The sequence below is a fragment of the Avibacterium sp. 20-129 genome (genome assembly GCF_026226845.1).
Taxonomy (GTDB): domain Bacteria; phylum Pseudomonadota; class Gammaproteobacteria; order Enterobacterales; family Pasteurellaceae; genus Avibacterium.
Map to the genome: position 1 here is coordinate 1,409,232 of NZ_JAKKOE010000001.1, position 17,890 is coordinate 1,427,121.

General features: G+C 41.4%; 18 protein-coding genes. 12 read left to right on the forward strand and 6 right to left on the reverse strand.

Going from position 1 to position 17,890, the window contains the following annotated elements:
• The first annotated feature begins 70 nt into the window (after positions 1–70).
• The 9 genes from trxA to cpdB all read left to right on the forward strand — a co-directional run bounded on the left by trxA (position 71) and on the right by cpdB (position 8,010).
• On the forward strand, positions 71–385 hold the full coding sequence (gene trxA, locus L5B90_RS06725; RefSeq protein WP_250351316.1) for a thioredoxin: 315 nt from the start codon (positions 71–73) through the stop codon (positions 383–385).
• Between the two features lie 10 nt (positions 386–395).
• A complete protein-coding gene (locus L5B90_RS06730) occupies positions 396–938 on the forward strand; it encodes an OsmC family protein (protein WP_265762440.1) in 543 nt (180 codons plus the stop codon).
• 109 nt (positions 939–1,047) lie between these two features.
• Entirely contained in the window at positions 1,048–2,034 is a 987-nt protein-coding gene (locus tag L5B90_RS06735; RefSeq protein ID WP_265762441.1) for an NAD(P)H-dependent flavin oxidoreductase, read from the forward strand.
• Positions 2,031–2,351, forward strand: a complete 321-nt coding sequence (locus L5B90_RS06740) for a thioredoxin family protein (protein WP_265762442.1) — start codon at positions 2,031–2,033, stop codon at positions 2,349–2,351. The genes L5B90_RS06735 and L5B90_RS06740 overlap by 4 nt, the downstream gene beginning before the upstream one ends.
• Positions 2,352–2,568: 217 nt before the next feature.
• Positions 2,569–3,354, forward strand: a complete 786-nt coding sequence (locus L5B90_RS06745) for an SDR family NAD(P)-dependent oxidoreductase (RefSeq protein WP_265762443.1) — start codon at positions 2,569–2,571, stop codon at positions 3,352–3,354.
• A gap of 478 nt (positions 3,355–3,832) precedes the next feature.
• Complete coding sequence (locus L5B90_RS06750; protein WP_250363845.1) at positions 3,833–4,144, forward strand: ArsR/SmtB family transcription factor; 312 nt, start codon at positions 3,833–3,835, stop codon at positions 4,142–4,144.
• Positions 4,145–4,333: 189 nt separating this feature from the next.
• Complete coding sequence (locus L5B90_RS06755) at positions 4,334–5,014, forward strand: DsbA family oxidoreductase (RefSeq protein ID WP_250363844.1); 681 nt, start codon at positions 4,334–4,336, stop codon at positions 5,012–5,014.
• A complete protein-coding gene (locus tag L5B90_RS06760; protein WP_250363843.1) occupies positions 5,005–5,667 on the forward strand; it encodes an alpha/beta hydrolase in 663 nt (220 codons plus the stop codon). Before L5B90_RS06755 ends, L5B90_RS06760 begins: the two co-directional genes overlap by 10 nt.
• Positions 5,668–6,036: 369 nt before the next feature.
• Positions 6,037–8,010 carry a 2',3'-cyclic-nucleotide 2'-phosphodiesterase gene (gene cpdB, locus L5B90_RS06765; protein ID WP_250363842.1) on the forward strand — a complete coding sequence of 658 codons (1,974 nt, stop codon included), beginning with the start codon at positions 6,037–6,039 and terminating at the stop codon, positions 8,008–8,010.
• A 171-nt stretch (positions 8,011–8,181) separates the two neighbouring features.
• Here cpdB and L5B90_RS06770 read toward each other — a convergent pair whose 3' ends face one another.
• A complete protein-coding gene (locus L5B90_RS06770) occupies positions 8,182–9,135 on the reverse strand; it encodes an ROK family protein (protein ID WP_265762444.1) in 954 nt (317 codons plus the stop codon).
• Positions 9,136–9,368: 233 nt separating this feature from the next.
• Complete coding sequence (gene tpiA / locus L5B90_RS06775) at positions 9,369–10,136, reverse strand: triose-phosphate isomerase (RefSeq protein ID WP_250363840.1); 768 nt, start codon at positions 10,134–10,136, stop codon at positions 9,369–9,371.
• 167 nt (positions 10,137–10,303) lie between these two features.
• Here tpiA and L5B90_RS06780 point away from each other — a divergent pair, with 167 nt between their 5' ends.
• Together L5B90_RS06780 and L5B90_RS06785 are read left to right on the forward strand one after the other, a co-directional pair.
• Entirely contained in the window at positions 10,304–10,738 is a 435-nt protein-coding gene (locus L5B90_RS06780; protein ID WP_250351303.1) for a GNAT family N-acetyltransferase, read from the forward strand.
• A 48-nt stretch (positions 10,739–10,786) separates the two neighbouring features.
• On the forward strand, positions 10,787–11,167 hold the full coding sequence (locus L5B90_RS06785) for a hypothetical protein (RefSeq protein WP_250351302.1): 381 nt from the start codon (positions 10,787–10,789) through the stop codon (positions 11,165–11,167).
• A gap of 68 nt (positions 11,168–11,235) precedes the next feature.
• On the opposite strand, the gene L5B90_RS06790 is transcribed toward L5B90_RS06785, so the two are convergent.
• Genes L5B90_RS06790 through L5B90_RS06805 form a run of 4 tightly spaced genes read right to left on the reverse strand, consistent with a single transcriptional unit; the run spans position 11,236 to position 14,169 of the window.
• Positions 11,236–12,078 carry a cysteine ABC transporter substrate-binding protein gene (locus tag L5B90_RS06790; RefSeq protein WP_250363839.1) on the reverse strand — a complete coding sequence of 281 codons (843 nt, stop codon included), beginning with the start codon at positions 12,076–12,078 and terminating at the stop codon, positions 11,236–11,238.
• Positions 12,062–12,826: an amino acid ABC transporter ATP-binding protein gene (locus L5B90_RS06795; RefSeq protein WP_250351300.1), complete on the reverse strand. Its 765-nt coding sequence runs from the start codon at positions 12,824–12,826 to the stop codon at positions 12,062–12,064. Before L5B90_RS06795 ends, L5B90_RS06790 begins: the two co-directional genes overlap by 17 nt.
• 12 nt (positions 12,827–12,838) lie before the next feature.
• Positions 12,839–13,507 (reverse strand): amino acid ABC transporter permease, encoded by a 669-nt coding sequence (locus tag L5B90_RS06800; protein ID WP_250351299.1) that lies wholly within the window; start codon positions 13,505–13,507, stop codon positions 12,839–12,841.
• Positions 13,507–14,169: an amino acid ABC transporter permease gene (locus L5B90_RS06805; protein WP_265762445.1), complete on the reverse strand. Its 663-nt coding sequence runs from the start codon at positions 14,167–14,169 to the stop codon at positions 13,507–13,509. Before L5B90_RS06805 ends, L5B90_RS06800 begins: the two co-directional genes overlap by 1 nt.
• Before the next feature lie 390 nt (positions 14,170–14,559).
• On the opposite strand from L5B90_RS06805, the gene L5B90_RS06810 reads away from it, so the two are divergent.
• Complete coding sequence (locus tag L5B90_RS06810) at positions 14,560–17,883, forward strand: polysaccharide lyase 8 family protein (RefSeq protein ID WP_265762446.1); 3,324 nt, start codon at positions 14,560–14,562, stop codon at positions 17,881–17,883.
• The last annotated feature ends 7 nt before the right edge of the window (positions 17,884–17,890 follow it).

The window sequence follows — 17,890 nt, forward strand, 5'->3', positions numbered from 1 at the left end:
AATAACGCCATCAAAGCTTTTCAACATGAAAGCTTTTCAACATCAAAACTTTTTCAATGGAGTATTTTTTATGATTTATGCCACAGACAAGACCTTTTCTGATGAAGTGTTAAATGCAAACACGCCCGTGCTGGTTGATTTTTATGCCGATTGGTGTCCGCCTTGCCAAATGATTGCCCCTTTGCTTGATGAATTGGCAGAGGATTACGCAGGCAAGGCCAAGGTGGTGAAAGTCAATGTTGATGACAATCCTAAGCTTTCTGCCCAATATGGCATTCGCAATATCCCAACGCTGATGACTTTTAAAGCAGGGCAAATGACGGCACGCCACGCAGGTGCGATGCCCAAATCTGCCCTTGCCCAATTGATTGATAAAGAACTTTAAGGAGAACAGAATGACCCCTTTTGCTGATGTTACAAAAATTAGCGAGCTTGCCGCCCGTATTCAAAACGATGCCAAACTTGGCGAATTTACTCTGCATATGAGCAGTGAATCAAACGGCGGTGTTGGCGTAAAAACCGCAACAGGCATCACGGTGCAAGGCGGTGTTGCCGATAACAGCCGTGTGAATAAATTCATCACGCTTGGCGATGAACCGCAGGCGGTGCTGGGCGAAGACCGTGCCTTAAGCCCGATGGAGTATGTTTTGCAGGCGTTGGCAGGCTGTTACACCGCAACCCTCACGCTGCTTGCCGCTGGCAAGGGCATTGAATTAAGCCGTATTGATTTAAAGCTTAGCGTGGATTTTGATTTAAATGGCTTTTTGAAGTTTAAAGACGTTCGCAGCGGTGCAAGCCAAATCCGTGTGGATATTCACCTAGAAAGTCCAAATACCGATAAAGAAAAGCTTGATGCCTTGGTTGATGAAATCGCCAATCATTCGCCCGTGTATGACACGCTGGTCAATCCCGTTAACGTGATTAACCGCTCGGTGTAAGGACAATAAAGAAAGCCTGAGCTTGGCTTTGGCTTTCTTTGCCGATGGCTTTTTAACTTTTATTGTGTGAGCCTTTATTGCATGAGCCTCATATTTTTTAAGGAAAATCATGTCAAACCGTATTGTATCGTTGCTTAATATTGAAAAACCCTTTATCCAAGCCCCGATGTCTTGGGTAACCAATGCCGAATTTGTCGCCGCCGTCAGCAACGCAGGCGGACTGGGCGTGCTTGGGCCCAACGCAGGACAAACCACCTTGACCACAAGCCCCGAAGAGACGGCAGAACGTATGCGTCAAGAAATCCGCAAAACCAAAGCCTTGACCGACAAGCCCTTTGGCGTCAACCTTGCCCCCAATGCCGACCAAGCCAAAGACCCATGGACACGCCCCATTCTCAACGTCATCAAAGAAGAAGGCGTTCATGCCGTGGTGTGGATGGGTATGGGCGAAGGCACGGTGCTGCCTGAAATCTTTGCCGAACTCAAACAGGCAGGCATCAAAATCCTCTATCGGGCCATCACCCCAACCGTCCAAAACACCCGTCAGGCAGAAGAGGCAGGTGCCGACATCATCGTTGCCACAGGCTTTGATGAAGGCGGATTGATGCCAGAACGTGCCATTGGCACCTTTGCCATTGTGCCCATGATTGCCGATGCCGTGCGTCAAGCCCCCGTGCTGGCAGCAGGCGGTATCGCCGATGCACGAACCGCCAAAGCCGCCTTTGCCTTGGGTGCAGAAGGCATCTTTGTTGGCACTGCCCTGCTGGCAACCCACGAAAACCCAGCCCACCCCAAGGTCAAACAAGCACTCATAGACAGCCAGCCGACCGATCTCTTGCTCTTTCGGGCACCGCCAAGCTTTGTCCGCTCAACCGCTGGCAAACTGGCCAAAGAACTTGCCGAAAAATCCCTAAACGGTGCAGATGATGCCGAAATCAGCCAGCATCTGGCAGGTTTATCAGGATTTGGCACAGGCATGATGCAAGGCGACCTTGACAGCGGTTGGGGCAGCTTTGGCTTAGGCGTTGGCCATATCCACCGCATTAAAAGCGTGGCAGAGGCGATGGCCGATATGCTCTCATGGCAGAATACATGAAAAAAGCCACAAGCCTTGCCGAGGTTGAGCGTCATATCACGGAGCATGATTTAAGTCTTGTTTATATCACTGCCCCAAAATGCGGCGTGTGCAGCGTCTTGCATCACAAGCTCAAAAACTTTGCCGAACGTGGGAAGCTTGCCGTCATAGAAGCAGACATCGCACAGCTACCAAGCCTTGCAGGGCGGTTTTTGGTCTTTACCGCCCCCACGCTGCTGCTTTTTTGGAAGCAACAAGAAATCTTACGGCAGGCACATTTTATCCGCCTAAACGACTTTGGAGCAAAACTTAGCAGCTACCAAGATTTATCATATTAGGCAAAAAAAAGCTTCTTTTGGGCAAATCAAGATACCAGAAAAACGCTATTATAGTCGCTTAAATTCACACGAAGACAAGGCGAAGGCGACTTAAAGTGTACAGGCAGTACATGAGGGAGCCTTCAACGCTGTATTCGTTTGAAGTTAAATGACGAGATTTGACCCTAACGCAGATAACGCATCTACCAAACATCACTTATCTTAAGAGGAAAAACCCATGAAAAACTTTGAAAACCGCAAATTATTGGTCGTTGGCGGCACAAGCGGCGTAGGACTTGCCATTGCTGAAGCCATTTTGGCACAGGGCGGCAAAGCCGTTATTTTAGGCAATAATCCCGACAAAGCCGAAACCGCCCGCCAAACCCTAGCCGAACGCTACGGACAAGAAAACGTCAGTGCCTTAACCGCCAACCTGCTCTCAATGACAAGCGTGCAAGCATTGATAGCCAAGCTCAACGCCGAACACAGCGACATAGATTTATTGGTCAATAGTGCAGGCGTGTACTTCCCCAACCGCTTCTTGGAAACCGATGAAGCCCAGTATGACGGCTATCTAGGCATCAACAAAGCCATCTTTTTCATCACCCAAGCGGTTGCCAAACTGATGATTGACAACAAAAAAGCAGGCTCAATCGTCAACATCACCGCCGCCTTATCGCACTTGCCCATCAAATCCACACCGATGGCGGCCTACTCCATGGCAAAATGGGGGCTTGAGGCACTCACCAAAAACGCCGCCGCCGAACTTGCCGAATACGGTATCCGCGTCAATGCCCTGCCGATTGGCATCATTGAAACCCGCATTTTTGAACGCTTTGCAAGCGGCGAACAGGTAAAAGATACCCTAGAAAACTTCAAAAAATACCACGCCTTAGGACGCAACGGCACGGTAGAAGATGTTGCGGCCACAGCTGCTTTCCTGCTCTCCGACCAAGCAGGCTGGGTTACAGGCAGCATTTGGCATGTGGACGGCGGTGCCATGACACGCCGCGATGACGTATAGCAAGCCCCACAAACCGCCCTTTGCAGTAAAACGCTGCCTGAATGTTTTAGGATTTTCAGGCAGCGTTTTTATTGGAAAAAGGGATTAAAAGTGCGGTCAAAAATCTTTAAGGTTTTTAGCCTGATTTGATGGGTTTTTGTTTTGATTTTTGAATGATTTTTCTACTGGCTTGGGTGGAAATCTTGTGTTTTGATTGAATAAAAGTCTACTTGAATATCCTAAACTTTCAGTAAAGCATTTCTATATCGTACGCATCTTATCAATAAACTTTCTCATCAAAAAATCAATCACTGCCTGCACAGCTTTGATTTGTTGGCTGATTTGCGGGTGGTAGATAGACTTTGGGGTTATGTCGCTAATGATGTTGCATAGGAATATAAAGGCTAATTATCAAACAAAACGATCCTCCAAAAACATATTTACAAATCTATTTTTATAGATATAATATTCCCCATCAACTAACTAATCAGACAACACTATGCCGATTACCGATACCCTTAAAGTGCTTGCCAACGAAGGCCGCCTGCAAATGCTGCAATGGCTCAAATCACCGCACGCACATTTCACCTCTGCCGAATTTTCCGCTGAAGCCATCAATGCCGAAGGCGGTGTCTGCGTGCAGGCGGTGGTCATCAAAAGCGGTTTGGCACAATCAGTGGTTTCTGCTTATTTAAACAGCTTAAAACAAGCAGGATTGCTGACCATGAAACGTGAAGGCAAATGGACGTATTACCGCTATGATGCTAACGCCGCCGCACAGTTTTTAAATCAGTTACAGCAAGTTTTGTAAGCATTTAACCGCCCTTTACGGGGCGTTTTTACAACCTAATATTCAAACAAATTTAAAGTAAGACAAGGAAAACGAGCGAAGCTGTATACCTTAATACTGCAAGCGAGTTTGACACCGTATTACTTTAAATTTGGCAGAATATATCTAAATTTCTAGATTTAACGAATTAAAAAAATATAGGAGCAACCCATGCAAATCACCCTCTTTTCCGACTATGCTTGCCCTTTCTGCTACATCGGCAAACGCTATCTTGAACAGGCACTTGCCCAATTTGAGCATGCCGACCAAGTGCAAATTCATCACAAAGCCTTTGAACTCTATCCGCAGGCAGGCAAAACCGTTACCAACACCACGCAAGGACGGATTGAATGGAAATACCAAAAAAGCCCAAGCGATGCTCTCGCGATGATCCGCGGCATTGAACAAAAAGCCAACCTTGCAGGCATCAATATGCGTTACGCCGAAGCCCAAAACACCAATATGTTTGATGCACACCGCTTAACCAAACTGGCCACCACGCTGGGCAAAGAAGAACAAATGGCCGAACGCCTGTTTGCCGCCTATTTCACCGACAGCCTGATTCTTGCCGACCACGAAACGCTCTGCCGCCTTGCCGAAGAAGTGGGCATTGAACGCAGCCGCGTGGAGCAGATGCTTGCCTCTGATGAATTTGCCGAAGCAGTGCGTGCCGATGAAACCGCCGCCCAGCAAAAAGGCGTACACGCAGTGCCGTATTTTGAAGTGGACGGCATACCCATCAACGGTGCTTTGCCAGCATCACATTTCTTGGCGGTACTGCAAGACGCTTGGCAGCAGCAAAATCAGCAAGCTATTGAAGGGGCTTCATGCGGAGTAGACGGATGCCACTAATTCCACGTGCCGAACCGCTCGTCATTGCCCCCAATGCCGCCCAATCCTGCATCATTTTTCTGCATGGATTGACCACAAGCGGACAACATTTCCGTTCGCTGGCTGAATATTTGCAGCAAAAACTGCCGCATACCGCCTTTATCCTGCCGCACGCCCCGATTCGCCCAGTTACTTGGGCTGGCGGCAACACTTCAGGTTGGTACGACTTACGCGGTGATAATTTTTTGCACAATGAGGATAAAGACGGATTGCAAGAGGCAGCCACCTACGTGCATCGCCTGATTGCAGAAGTACAGCGGCAAGGCATTGCCAGTCAAAACATCGTGCTGGGCGGTTTCTCGCAAGGCGGTGCGATTTCCTTACTGGCAGGACTGACTGCCGCACAGCCGCTTGGCGGACTGTTTAGCCTATCGGGCTACCTGCCGCTTGCAGAATCCCGCAAAGATTATGAAACGGCCGCCAATCTGCACACGCCGATTTTTATGGCACAGGGGCAATACGACCAGCTCATCACCGAAACGCAGATACAGCCTGCTGTGAATGCCCTTGCCAAACGGCAAAACTTCAGCTTCCACAGCTATCCGATCGGTCATGAAATCAGCCAGATGGAAATCGATGATTTGGCAGCGTGGCTAATAAATATCACGCAGTGATCTTAAATCATACGGAACAGGCTTGCTTTGCTATTTTTCACCATAACAGCAAGCCTTATTGGGTTATATCAAATAACAAAAAATCGTGGGGCTAAGTTACATCAACCAGAGGCTGGTGATCTTATAAAATGAACAATGAAATTTGATTTATTACCATTCCCCCAAAAAAGCTGAGAAACCTGTACGATTTAAAAGGTACCGCTAATACATCAGGAACAGAAAACAGCCTTGCTAAGCAATCGCCTAAAATGTAAAAAAATCTCTCAAAAAACCACCGCACTTGATTTTAATCACAAAACGTCACTAGAAGCGAGGAAAGAAACAACGTACAATCATCACGCTTTTAGTGAACATCAAAAGGAGAAAAAAATGGATAGACGACATTTCTTACGCGTAGGGGCATTAAGTTTATTTGCGGTAAATAGTTTAAAATTAAGTGCAGCTGAACAAAATAATGCGTTGTCTTTGCGCATTATTGCGACGACAGATATTCACGGTTTTTTAACCGATTTTGATTATTATAAAGATGCACCAACCGATAAATTTGGTTTTACACGTGCTGCCAGTTTAATCGCAGCAGCGCGGCAAGAAGTGAAAAATTCCGTGTTAGTCGATAATGGCGATTTAATTCAAGGCAACCCGATCGCAGATTATCAAGCCGCAAAAGGTGATAAAGAGGGGAAACCCAACCCCGCTATTTTAGCCTTAAATGCGATGCATTATGATGTGGGAACAATTGGTAATCACGAATTTAATTATGGTTTAGCCTATTTAGATCGCGCCATTAAGCAAGCTGATTTTCCAATTATTAATGCAAATGTCGTCAATGCCAACGATGAAAAGCCGTATTTCCAACCTTATTTTATTCAAGAAAAAACCGTAACCGATAATGCCGGAAAATCGCATCAGATTAAGATTGGTTATATTGGTTTCGTTCCACCACAGGTTATGGTGTGGGATAAAGCAAATTTAGAAGGTAAAGTCAAAGCCTATGATATTAAGAAAACCGCAGAACACTATGTCCCTATTGTAAAAGCAAAAGGGGCAGATATTATTGTGGCGTTGGCGCATACAGGGCCTTCCGATGAACCTTATAAAGAAGGGGAAGAAAATGCCGCATTCCATTTAGCTGATGTAAAAGGAATTGATGCGATTATCTTTGGGCATTCACACCGTTTATTCCCGAATAAAGAATTTGCCCACAGTAAAGGCGCAGATATTGAAAAAGGCACAATGAACGGCGTACCTGAAAGTATGGCGGGTTACTGGGCAAATAATATCAGTGTGGTTGATTTAACCTTAAACCAGCATAATGGCAAATGGTTTGTAACTGACGGTAAAGCGGCATTGCGCCCAATTTATGATGCGGATAAAAAGAAAGCCCTCATAGGCAACCATCCTGAAATTGCGGCATTACTTGCACCTATTCATCAAGCAACGCGTGAATTTGTTGCACAACCGATTGGTAAAGCATCAGACAATATGTATAGTTTCCTCGCGCTATTCCAAGATGATCCAACGGTACAAATTGTGAATCAAGCACAGAAAGCCTATGCTGAAAATGTCGTTAAAAACCTACCAGAGCTGGCAGGAATTCCCGTGTTAAGTGCGGCTGCCCCTTTTAAAGTTGGCGGACGTAAAAACGATCCAACCGCCTATGTTGAGGTAGATAAAGGGAATTTAACCTTCCGCAACGCTGCCGATCTCTACCTTTATCCCAACACCTTAGTGATTGTAAAAGTGAGTGGGGCAGAATTGAAACAATGGCTTGAATGCAGTGCGGGAATGTTTAATCAGATTGATCCACACAGTGATAAAGCACAACCTTTATTAAACTGGAATGGCTTCCGCACCTATAATTTTGACGTAATTGATGGGGTTAATTATCAAATTGATGTGAGCCAACCCGCACGTTATGATGGAGAATGCAAACTCATCAATCCTACCGCCTCGCGCATTATCAACCTGACTTACCAAGGTAAGCCCGTGCAAGAGAGCGATCAGTTTTTAATCGCAACGAATAATTATCGTGCATATTCTGGCAAATTCCCGGGAACGGGGGATGCACATATTGTCTTTGCCGCACCAGATGAAAATCGCCAAATTTTAGCGAACTATATCAGCCAAACCACAAAAGAAAAAGGCGAGGTTGTACCTTCAGCAGACAATAACTGGCGATTAGCCCCTATTGCAACAAAGGTACCACTCAATATCCAAGTGGAAACGTCACCAAGTGAGAAAGCCAATACGTTTATCAAAGAAAAAGCCCAATACCCTATGGATTATATCGGTCAAGATGAACTTGGTTTTGCAGTCTATAAAATAAATTTAAGCCAAAAATAGACCGCACTTTCTAATATGGCGATGTTTTCGCATCGCCATATACTTAAGTATTCATTTGTATTATTCTTTACATCTCAAGGATGATTGAAAATTATTATCGCTGCTTGATTTTAAAATGCCGTCGTGTCGGGTGCTTTGCCTTATTCCAAACTTAAACAGTGATAATTCTAACTATGATTTAATCACCAATGCTGCTGCCCCTTTTACGCCTGCGGAATCAAGTAATTGGCTTGGTTTGATTTGTAAGTTTTGTAAGGAAACGCCTAGGGCATAGTGCGGTAGAAATTTTTGTACTTTTTCAATGATGAACTCGGCGGATTTTGCGACCCCACCAGCGAGGACAATAAGTTCAGGGTTAAAAATATTGATCAGCACGCCTAAACCGTAAGCTAAATATTTTGCAAAATTATCCACCACTTGTAGGGCTAGTTCATCTCCTTTTTTGGCGTATTCAAAAATATGATGTGCTTGAAGGGCATCTAAATCAGTGGAAAAACGCTGAAAAAACTCACCGCACTTCGTTTCAAGTAATAATTTTTTTGCCTCTCTAACTAACCCCGGTGCAGAGGTATAGGTTTCTAAGCAACCTGTTAATCCGCACCCACATTTCATTCCTTGTTCGTTCACCATTATATGCCCAAATTCGCCTGCGCAGCCGCCAGAACCAGACAATACCTTGCCATTTAACAAAATACCTGAAGCAATGCCAGTACCAATGGGGACAACGATAAGATTCGCAATTCCTTTTCCCGCACCAAATAAATGTTCTCCTAAGGTAATAGCGCGTACATCGTTTTCCACCACCACCTTTTTATGAGAGATGTCTTCCATTAATTGTTTGGCATTAAAATCATTTCCCCAAGAAAAGTTAGCCGCAATTTTGACTACCGATTGATTCACTACGGGGCCGGGAATGCCCAAACCAATCCCTTCTAATTGGGTTTCTGAAAGCTGGTTTTGTGCAAGCAAAGCCAAAATAGTCTGCCAAATGCGAGAAAAAGTGGTTCTTGCACCTTGCTGAGATAGTGTTGCAATGCTTTGTTCTGCGAGAATATTAAAATGGCTATCTAAAATACCAATTTTTGTGTTTGTACCGCCAATGTCCACACCTGCGTAATATTTCATTATCAACTCCATTTATTTTATAAACCTAAATTTCAACATAACTAATTTACCCAAAGCAGACTATGATAAATATCATAGTTATGCAGTGATAGGGATCACAATTTTGCAAACTGGTGTGCGGAATTTGTTTTAAATGCTTAAAGGCTAGGCTTACTCACTGATATGTGGAGGTAAAATTAGGAGATAAAAAAATCTGCCCAAGATGAGCAGATTTGATGAAAAGGAAAATGGAATTAGTTTTTTGCCACCGCAGCTGCTTTTACAATCACCGCAAAAGCAGGGGCTTTTAGTGACGCACCGCCGACTAATGCGCCATCAATATCTGGCTGAGTAAATAATTCCGCCGCATTGGCATCATTTACTGATCCACCATATTGAATAATTACTTGATCGGCAACAGCTTGTGACTTGGCAGCAATATGCCCACGAATAAAGGCGTGAACCGCTTGTGCTTGTGCAGGCGTTGCTGATTTCCCTGTACCAATCGCCCAAATTGGTTCATAGGCAATCACCGCACCATTAAAGGCTTCTACGCCTAGCGCATTAATCACAGCATCAATTTGGCGAGCGCATACTTCTTCTGTTTTGCCTGCTTCGTTTTCAGCTTCTGATTCCCCAATACATAACACAGGGACTAAACCAGCTTCTTTTAATGCCGCAAATTTTTTCGCAATAAATTCATCGCTTTCTTTGTGATAAGTACGGCGCTCAGAATGTCCGATAATAATGTACTTCGCACCAAAATCTTTTAACATTGCGGTTGAAATATCGCCTGTAAATGCACCTTGCACGTTCACATCAACGTTTTGTGCGCCTAACGCAATTTGGCTACCCGCCAATGCCGATTCCGCTTCCGCTAAATACATCACAGGTGGCGCAATTGCCACATCACAGTCATTCACACCGGCAAGTTCCGCTTTTAAACCTTCAATTAATTCTTTGGTAAACGCTTTACTACCATTTAATTTCCAGTTACCCATAACTAAAGGACGACGTGCCATAATTTTTCTCCATAGTAATTAATAAAAAATAACCGCATTACTATATCAAATTTTTTATGTTCTACCGTTGATTTTAGGCAAATTTGAAAAAAATTTTTCCGAAAAGATGATTATTTTGTGTTAAAAAGATACAATTCACTGTATAAATTTCACAAAAAATCATCAATATGAAAATATTTAAAGCTGAACAATGGAATCTAGAGCTATTGCTCCCCCTTTTTGAGCAATATCGTCTTTCACAAGGTATGGTGGAAAACCCAGAACGAACCTTAATTTTTCTAACCAATCGAATTCGCTTCAGTGAAAGTATTTTTTTCCTTGCTGTCGATGAACAAAATCAAGCACTGGGTTTTATTCAACTTTATCCGCGTCTTTCTTCGTTACAACTTCAACGTTATTGGCAACTTACCGATATTTTTGTGCAGCAACACGCAAATTCATCAAAAATTTATACCGCACTTATTGCGAAAGCAACGGAGTTTGTTCGTTATACGCAAGCCACTCGACTTATTGTAGAACAGCGTAGTCAACAGCATAATTTGTTAGAAATGGCAGGCTTTAAAGTAAACCCAGATAAACAAATTTTTGAACTTCGTTTGTAGGGCAAAGTCTAACAATAGGCTTATCAAAAACACATTTAGGAGTTATTTATGAAAGCGATAAAAACCTTGGCTTCAGCCATTGTCATTGGTTCAGCCATTTTAGCAACGGTACCAAGTTATGCGGCTGATTGTCCCGTTACCAATGTGAAATTTAAAAAGGGTGCGTCTTCAGCCAGCTACAATGGGAAAATTAAAGGTTGGCAATGTCGCACTTATGCGTTTTATGCCAAAGCAGGGCAAACCTTAACCTTTAACTTAAACACAAAAGGCGCAGCGGAAGCGATTATTTATGGTAACGATGATTTTGTACAAAATGAACCTTATACGCTACCCAAAACAGGGCGTTATGAAGTCCGCGTACTCCAGCCTAAAGCTCAATCCATTAAAAATTTAACTTCACGTTATAAAGTGAATATTCAAATCAAATAAGAGGATTTATAGAACGAAAAAGTGCGGTGAAAACATACCGCACTTTTTGTTATTCTTCAGGTTTAAGCTTAATAAGCTACTAAGATTTCTTTTTCACTGATGGTATCACCATAAACAGGCAACAAGGTTTTATCATAAGCTTGTTTTAAAATGCCTTCTTCGCTTAATTTCTCGATTTCCTGATCTAGCCACGCACGCAATGCGCTGTCCCCTTTTTTCACTGCAGGCGCAATAACATCTTGATCACCCAGGTTTTTTATCCCAACGGTAAAGCCCGGATTTTCTTTTGCCCAAGCAAAGAGCAAGGTGTTATCGTGGGCAAGTGCATCGCCACGTCCATCTCTTAAAGCGTCAAAGGTTTCTGTATTTTGTTCAAATTTTAATAATTTGATATTGGGGTAATTTTTGCTGAAGTAAGCATCTGCCGTTGTGCCTTTATTGACTAACAAGGTTTTGCCTGCTAATTGATTGATGTCAGTGATAACCGCGCCATCTTTTGATACCACGCCCAACGCGACTTGCATATAAGGTTTGGCGAAATCCACCGCTTCTTTTCGGGCTGGGGTAACGGTAAAGTTGGCGAGAATAATATCTACTTTGTTAGACTGTAAATATTCCACGCGATTTGCCGCTTCCACTAAAACATATTGCACTTTGTTTTCATCACCAAGCAAATCTTTTCCAATAGCTTTAGCAATTTCTACATCAAAACCTTGGCTTTTACCTTGATTATCTACATAGCCAAAAGGCGGTTTATCACTAAAAACGCCAATGCGTATGCTATCAGCTTTCTGTAACTGCTGAAGACGATTTTGTGCGTTATTACTTTCGTTGTCATTACACGCCGTTAAGCTAACTGCAAGCAATGTGGTGGCAAAAAGTGCGGTGATTTTTTTAAATGTTTTCTGCATAGTCTATTCCTCTTGGTTCATAGTTTAAGATGTTTAAAAAGGCTTTTGCCCGATCGGAAGTCGGGTTAGTGAAAAATAAGTCTGGCGTGTTTTCCTCCACAATTTTTCCTGCATCCATAAAAATAATGCGATCAGCCACTTGGCGAGCAAACGCCATTTCGTGCGTAACAATGAGCATTGTCATTCCTTCTTTAGCAAGTGCTAAAATCACATCTAACACTTCACGCACCATTTCGGGATCAAGGGCTGCGGTAACTTCATCAAACAACATAATTTCTGGGTTCATACATAAAGAACGTACAATCGCGATACGCTGTTTTTGCCCACCAGAAAGCTCACGCGGATAGGCATTTTTGCGATCTTGCAACCCTACTCGTTTAAGTAATTCATCAGCCTGCTTTTCTACTTCCGTACGCAAGCGTTTCTGAACTTTTATTGGCCCAAGCAAAATATTGTCAATCACTGAAAGATGAGAAAATAATTCATAGTTTTGAAAAACCATTCCAATATGCTGGCGCGCTTTTACCCAAGGCACGTGTTTGCCTAATACACCTTGATCTTGCAAGGTAATTTCGCCACTTTGAATGGATTCCAGCCCATTAATGCAACGTAGTAAGGTGCTTTTTCCGCAGCCTGAAGGCCCAAGCAACACCACAACTTCGCCCTTTTTTATAGCTAAATTAATTCCTTGAAGTGCGGTAGTTTTTTCATATTTTTTTATCAGTTGTTTTATTTCTAATAATGCCATTTTGATTTCCTTTTACTGTTCCCAATGATTTTCCATATAGCGAGAAAATCGAGATAAGGGATAACAAATTGCGAAATATAAAAGAAAAATAAGTCCATAAATCCAAAATGCAGCAGAAGGATCAGTAAATAAGGAGGTTTCGATAATTTGTTGCCCTACTTTTACTACATCTAACACGCCAATTAACATTGCTAATGAACTGGTTTTAATCATTCGGGTAAATAAATTAATTGCACTTGGTGTAACCCGTTTTAAACTTTGCGGAAGCAATACATATAGGAAGGTTTGTGTTGCGTTCAATCCTAGGGCATAAGCAGATTCTCTTTGATGTTTTTCAATAGAACTTAATGCCCCACGCATTAAATCGCCCATTTCAGCAGTTCCCCAAAAAATAAATACTAAAATACATACTGCCATTCCATTTAAATGAATATTGAACCACTTAGCTAAACCAAAATACGCAATAAATAACCAAACTAATAAAGGAATAATTCGCACTATTTCCAAATATAAACGACAAACTCCTCGTATTATTTTTTGCTGGCTTGTCATTGCAATGCCAAGTAATATGCCTAAAACGCAAGAAAATAATACGGAAAGAAATGCAATTTCTGCGGTTACGGCTAAACCATTTAATAACCGTTGAAGGTTATTTCCATCTAATAAAATAGCTAATCCCATTAAATCCTCCCATATTTAGCGTAACGGCTACGTTTTTCTAAATAATGAATAAAAAATGAAACTGGCAATAAGATAATGAGATAAAAGGTGACTAATAAAAATAATGCTTCGTTCGTTTTATAATCTAAGCCAATTAACTCTTTTGCCATAAACATTAATTCTGCAATGGCAATCGCACTGGCAATAGAGGTTTCTTTCATTAAAAAAAGACAGTTTGCCCCAATCGCAGGCAGTGAAAGGCTTAAGGCTTGCGGCGTGATGACATAAATAAAAGCTTGTGTGGGTGTTAATCCTAAGCTCAAAGCCGATTCAACTTGCCCTTTTGGAACACTTTCAATCCCCGCTCGAATCGCCTCAGCCATATAGCTTCCCCCAAGAAAACTTAAGCCCACAATGGCGCAAGTAAATCCCTCTAACTTAATTCCCAATTTGGATAATCCAAAATAAAGGAAGAAAAGCTGGATCAACAATGGGGTATTACGAGAAAGTTCAATATAGACTTTAGCGAAGGAATGCAAAAAACGAACGTTATAGCTGGTTACCACAGCACACAAAAACCCAATAAGGAGAGAACACACAATACTCAAAAACGATAGCTGTAAAGTGATAATGCTGGCATCAATAAATTTTGGAATATTGTCAAAAACATACTGCCAATTCATTTTTCTTCCCTATTGAAGTCATAAACGAGCAATCATTCTAAACAATAAAATTGCTGATTGAAAAAGAATAAAAATTTATTGGTTAGATTTTTTAGTTATATAAAAAGTGCGGTGAAAATATACCGCACTTTTGTTTCGTAGAACAAATCCTCTGTTGTTCAATTCCTCAATACCGTCCTTCATTAACTTTCACGACCGTTTAGTGTGCCATTCAATAATCATATCTTTGTAATGTATTATTCTCTTATATTTAACATCCAACATATAAAAATAAAAAAGCGTTTTATTTTTATTGTGATCTTGTTCATATTTTCAAAACAGAGAAATTGAGTTCTCTTTTTCATCCGCGTAGCATAACGTGCATTACTACTATTAGTTAAGGAGAAAAAAATGCCTCAATTTCGTTTATCAAAAGTGATGTGTATGCTAGCTCCCGTGATGTTAGCCGCCATTCCAACTTTCCCTGTCCAAGCTGTAACAAATTCTGTTTTAACCGTAGAACAGGGCAAAACACAAAATGCCTATGATCAAATCTTGCAAAACTGGAAAACTCACCTTACAGGGATATCAGTAGATACCACAAATAATATGGCTAGCAATGCACAACAGGCATTATTAAATAACGATACGTTTGATTTTAGTGAACAAAAAACAGCTGGCGCAAAAATTCGCTCAACAGTGAATACAATCAGAGATTTAGCCGTAGGCTATAATAAATCTGGCTCACAATTTTACCAAAACCAAGAGACTAAACAGTTAATTATCTCTTCTTTGGAAAAAATTCATACGGGCGGTTATCAAGTCGGCGGTAAAGAATATGGTAACTGGTGGCACTGGGAAATTGGTATTCCAAAATCGTTAAATGATGTCTTAATTTTGATGAACGATGACATACCAGCTGATTTGAAAGAAAAATTAATCGCTGCGACAACGTATTTCCAACCAGATCCAACAAAAAGTGGCGCAAATGCTGAAGCGGCGAAATATTCCACATCAAAATATGAAAGAACAAGTACAGGTGGAAACCGCACGGATACTTCAACTGTATCACTGGCACGCGGTTTATTAACTCATAATAATGAGGAGGTTCAACAGGCTATTCAAGCAATTTATGATGTGGGCGAGCTTAAAAATGGAATCAGAGATACAGATGATGCAACATTAAATGATGGATTTTATGCTGATGGTTCATTTATTCAACACTCTTCTGTGGCTTACAATGGCACTTATGCCTCTGTCTTAATTGAAGGATTAGGACTTTTTGCTTATATGCTTAAAGATTCACCAAGCTTTGTTTTTAGTGATCCCAAAATGGATAATATTTATGAGTCACTTCTTAAAGGATATAGCTGGTTATTAGTAAATGGAGGAATGAATGACGCTGTAAATGGACGTGCTATAACACGAGAAAATAGTAGTGATATTACCCGTGCAAAACGCTTTATTAGTGATATTTCCTTATTAATTGATAGTGCGCCAGAAAAATACAAACCGGCATTACAAGGACTATTAAAACGCACGCTACTTGAACAGCATTATTCTATTGAGGATGCGCCAAACAATACAGTGCGGAATATTTTAAAAAATATCCTTGATAACCCAAATATTAAACCAACCGAAACCATTGGGGTAAAACGCTTTTCTTTTATGGATCGTGCTGTGCAAAAAAGTCCTAAGGGAACAGTGATTATTGCAATGCATTCTAATCGGACTGCTGCCTATGAAAGTATGAATGGTGAGAACCTTCAAGGTTGGTACACTGGTGATGGAATGACCTATATTTATGATAACCAAGGTACCGATTCATTTACAAATTATTGGCATAATGTCGATACCTATATGCTACCGGGAACGACCGAAAGCACCGCTATTCGGAAAGATGGCTCTAAGCAACGTCGATATTTAAAAGATCGTAGTAGTAAAACCTTTGTAGGTGGTGTAGATAATGGTATTAAGGCAGATGGTTCACAAGGCAATGCCACTAAAGCCATTATTGCAATGGATTTCACGTCTTATAATGATAAGACGACTGCGAAAAAATCTTGGGTTCTGCTAGGTGATATGGTACTCGCGCTAGGCTCAAATATTGCTAGTACAGATAAAGGTGAAGTATTAACAACAATTGATAATAGAGTCATCAATGGTAAGCAAACTTTATCTCACGTTGGTGATACCATTTCTTTTACCGATCCTGCCACGCAACAAACTATCAGTTATAAAATCCTTGATAAGCAGCAACCCTATACGGCTATTGAGAAGGGTAAAGATGGTTCAACAGAATTTGCTAAAATTTGGTTAAACCACGGAACAAAACCAAAAGAGGCGAGTTATGCTTACCTCATTATGCCGGGTTATCGTGCAGATGAAGCAAACCATTTTGATACAAACACCATTCAAATTCTACGACAAAATGCACAACAACACGCTGTAAAATCTGGCAACAGTCTATTTATTAATTTCTTCGAAGCTGGGGAAGTTGATGGTTTATCTGTTAATAAACCGCTTTCTGTTATCAAAACAGAAGAAAATGGGCGATTAGATGTGTATGTTGCTGATCCAACTTCGACACTTAATGATGAAATTAATTTGTCAGTACTTGGTAAATATATCTTACAAGTTGGTAATGATGTCACTGCCACAATTTTAGGAGAAAAAACAGAATTTACCTTTAAGCTTGATAATCACCAAAAATATTTCTCAGCTATTGAGGAAAGCCAGTATAAGGAAAATAACTCCGTAGAACCCCCAAAAACAGAAACCACATCTGAAAATTCTGAAGATAATCCAGCGGTAACATCAAATAACAATACGGATACACTCTCGGATACATCAGACAATGCCGTTGAATCTAATGTGGATAAGGATGATAAAGGCAGCACAACGCCTACACCAACCCAAATTGAGGATAATAATCATACTGTAACCTTAGAAGAAACGGTGGAATCTAATGATGAAGAAGAAAATCTTACCGCTCAAACATCCTCTGAACAGGTTGCGTTTAGCCAAGATTATCTTGATAAATATGCAAAAACCCTAAGAAATCTAACCGATGTAGATGTTTCTATCATTGATAACTTCAACTATGATCATTATTTCACAGCGACATTAAGTGAAAGCAATAAACAGGGGTTAGGTGGAAAATTCCAAACAGGGTTTAACCAATCCTTGAATGATCATACAAAAGTCGGGGCGTTTGCAGAATATCGTTATAATGATATTCATCAGTTAGGTATTGGTACTAACGCGAAATGGTATGATTTTTCTAGCTTTATTCGTTATCGTCACGTTTTTGATAGCACTGTACACGCAGATTATCTCGACCTTTATCTTGGTTATGATAAAACCTTTGCTATTAGCCAATTTACCATTCAACCACGCGTTGGTGTGCTAGGTTCTTACCTACTAGATAGCAAACTGCCAGATGATGGCAAACTCGCCCATCATTTTGCTGTTCAAACACAGCTATCAAGTAAATTTAGCTACCATATTGGTGGCATAGCACTTTACCTTGAGCCAACTTGGAAAGTAAACTTAGATGAACCATATCGTCTTCAATTAAATGGACAAGAATACAAACTCACTCGTTCAAAACAAGAATGGATAGGCAAACTCGGAATTGCCAAAAATATTGGTAATTACACCTTTGATTTCAGTGTACAAACTAACAACCATCAAGAACGCAAGATGATAGCAACCTTTAATTATCAATTCTAAAAAATAA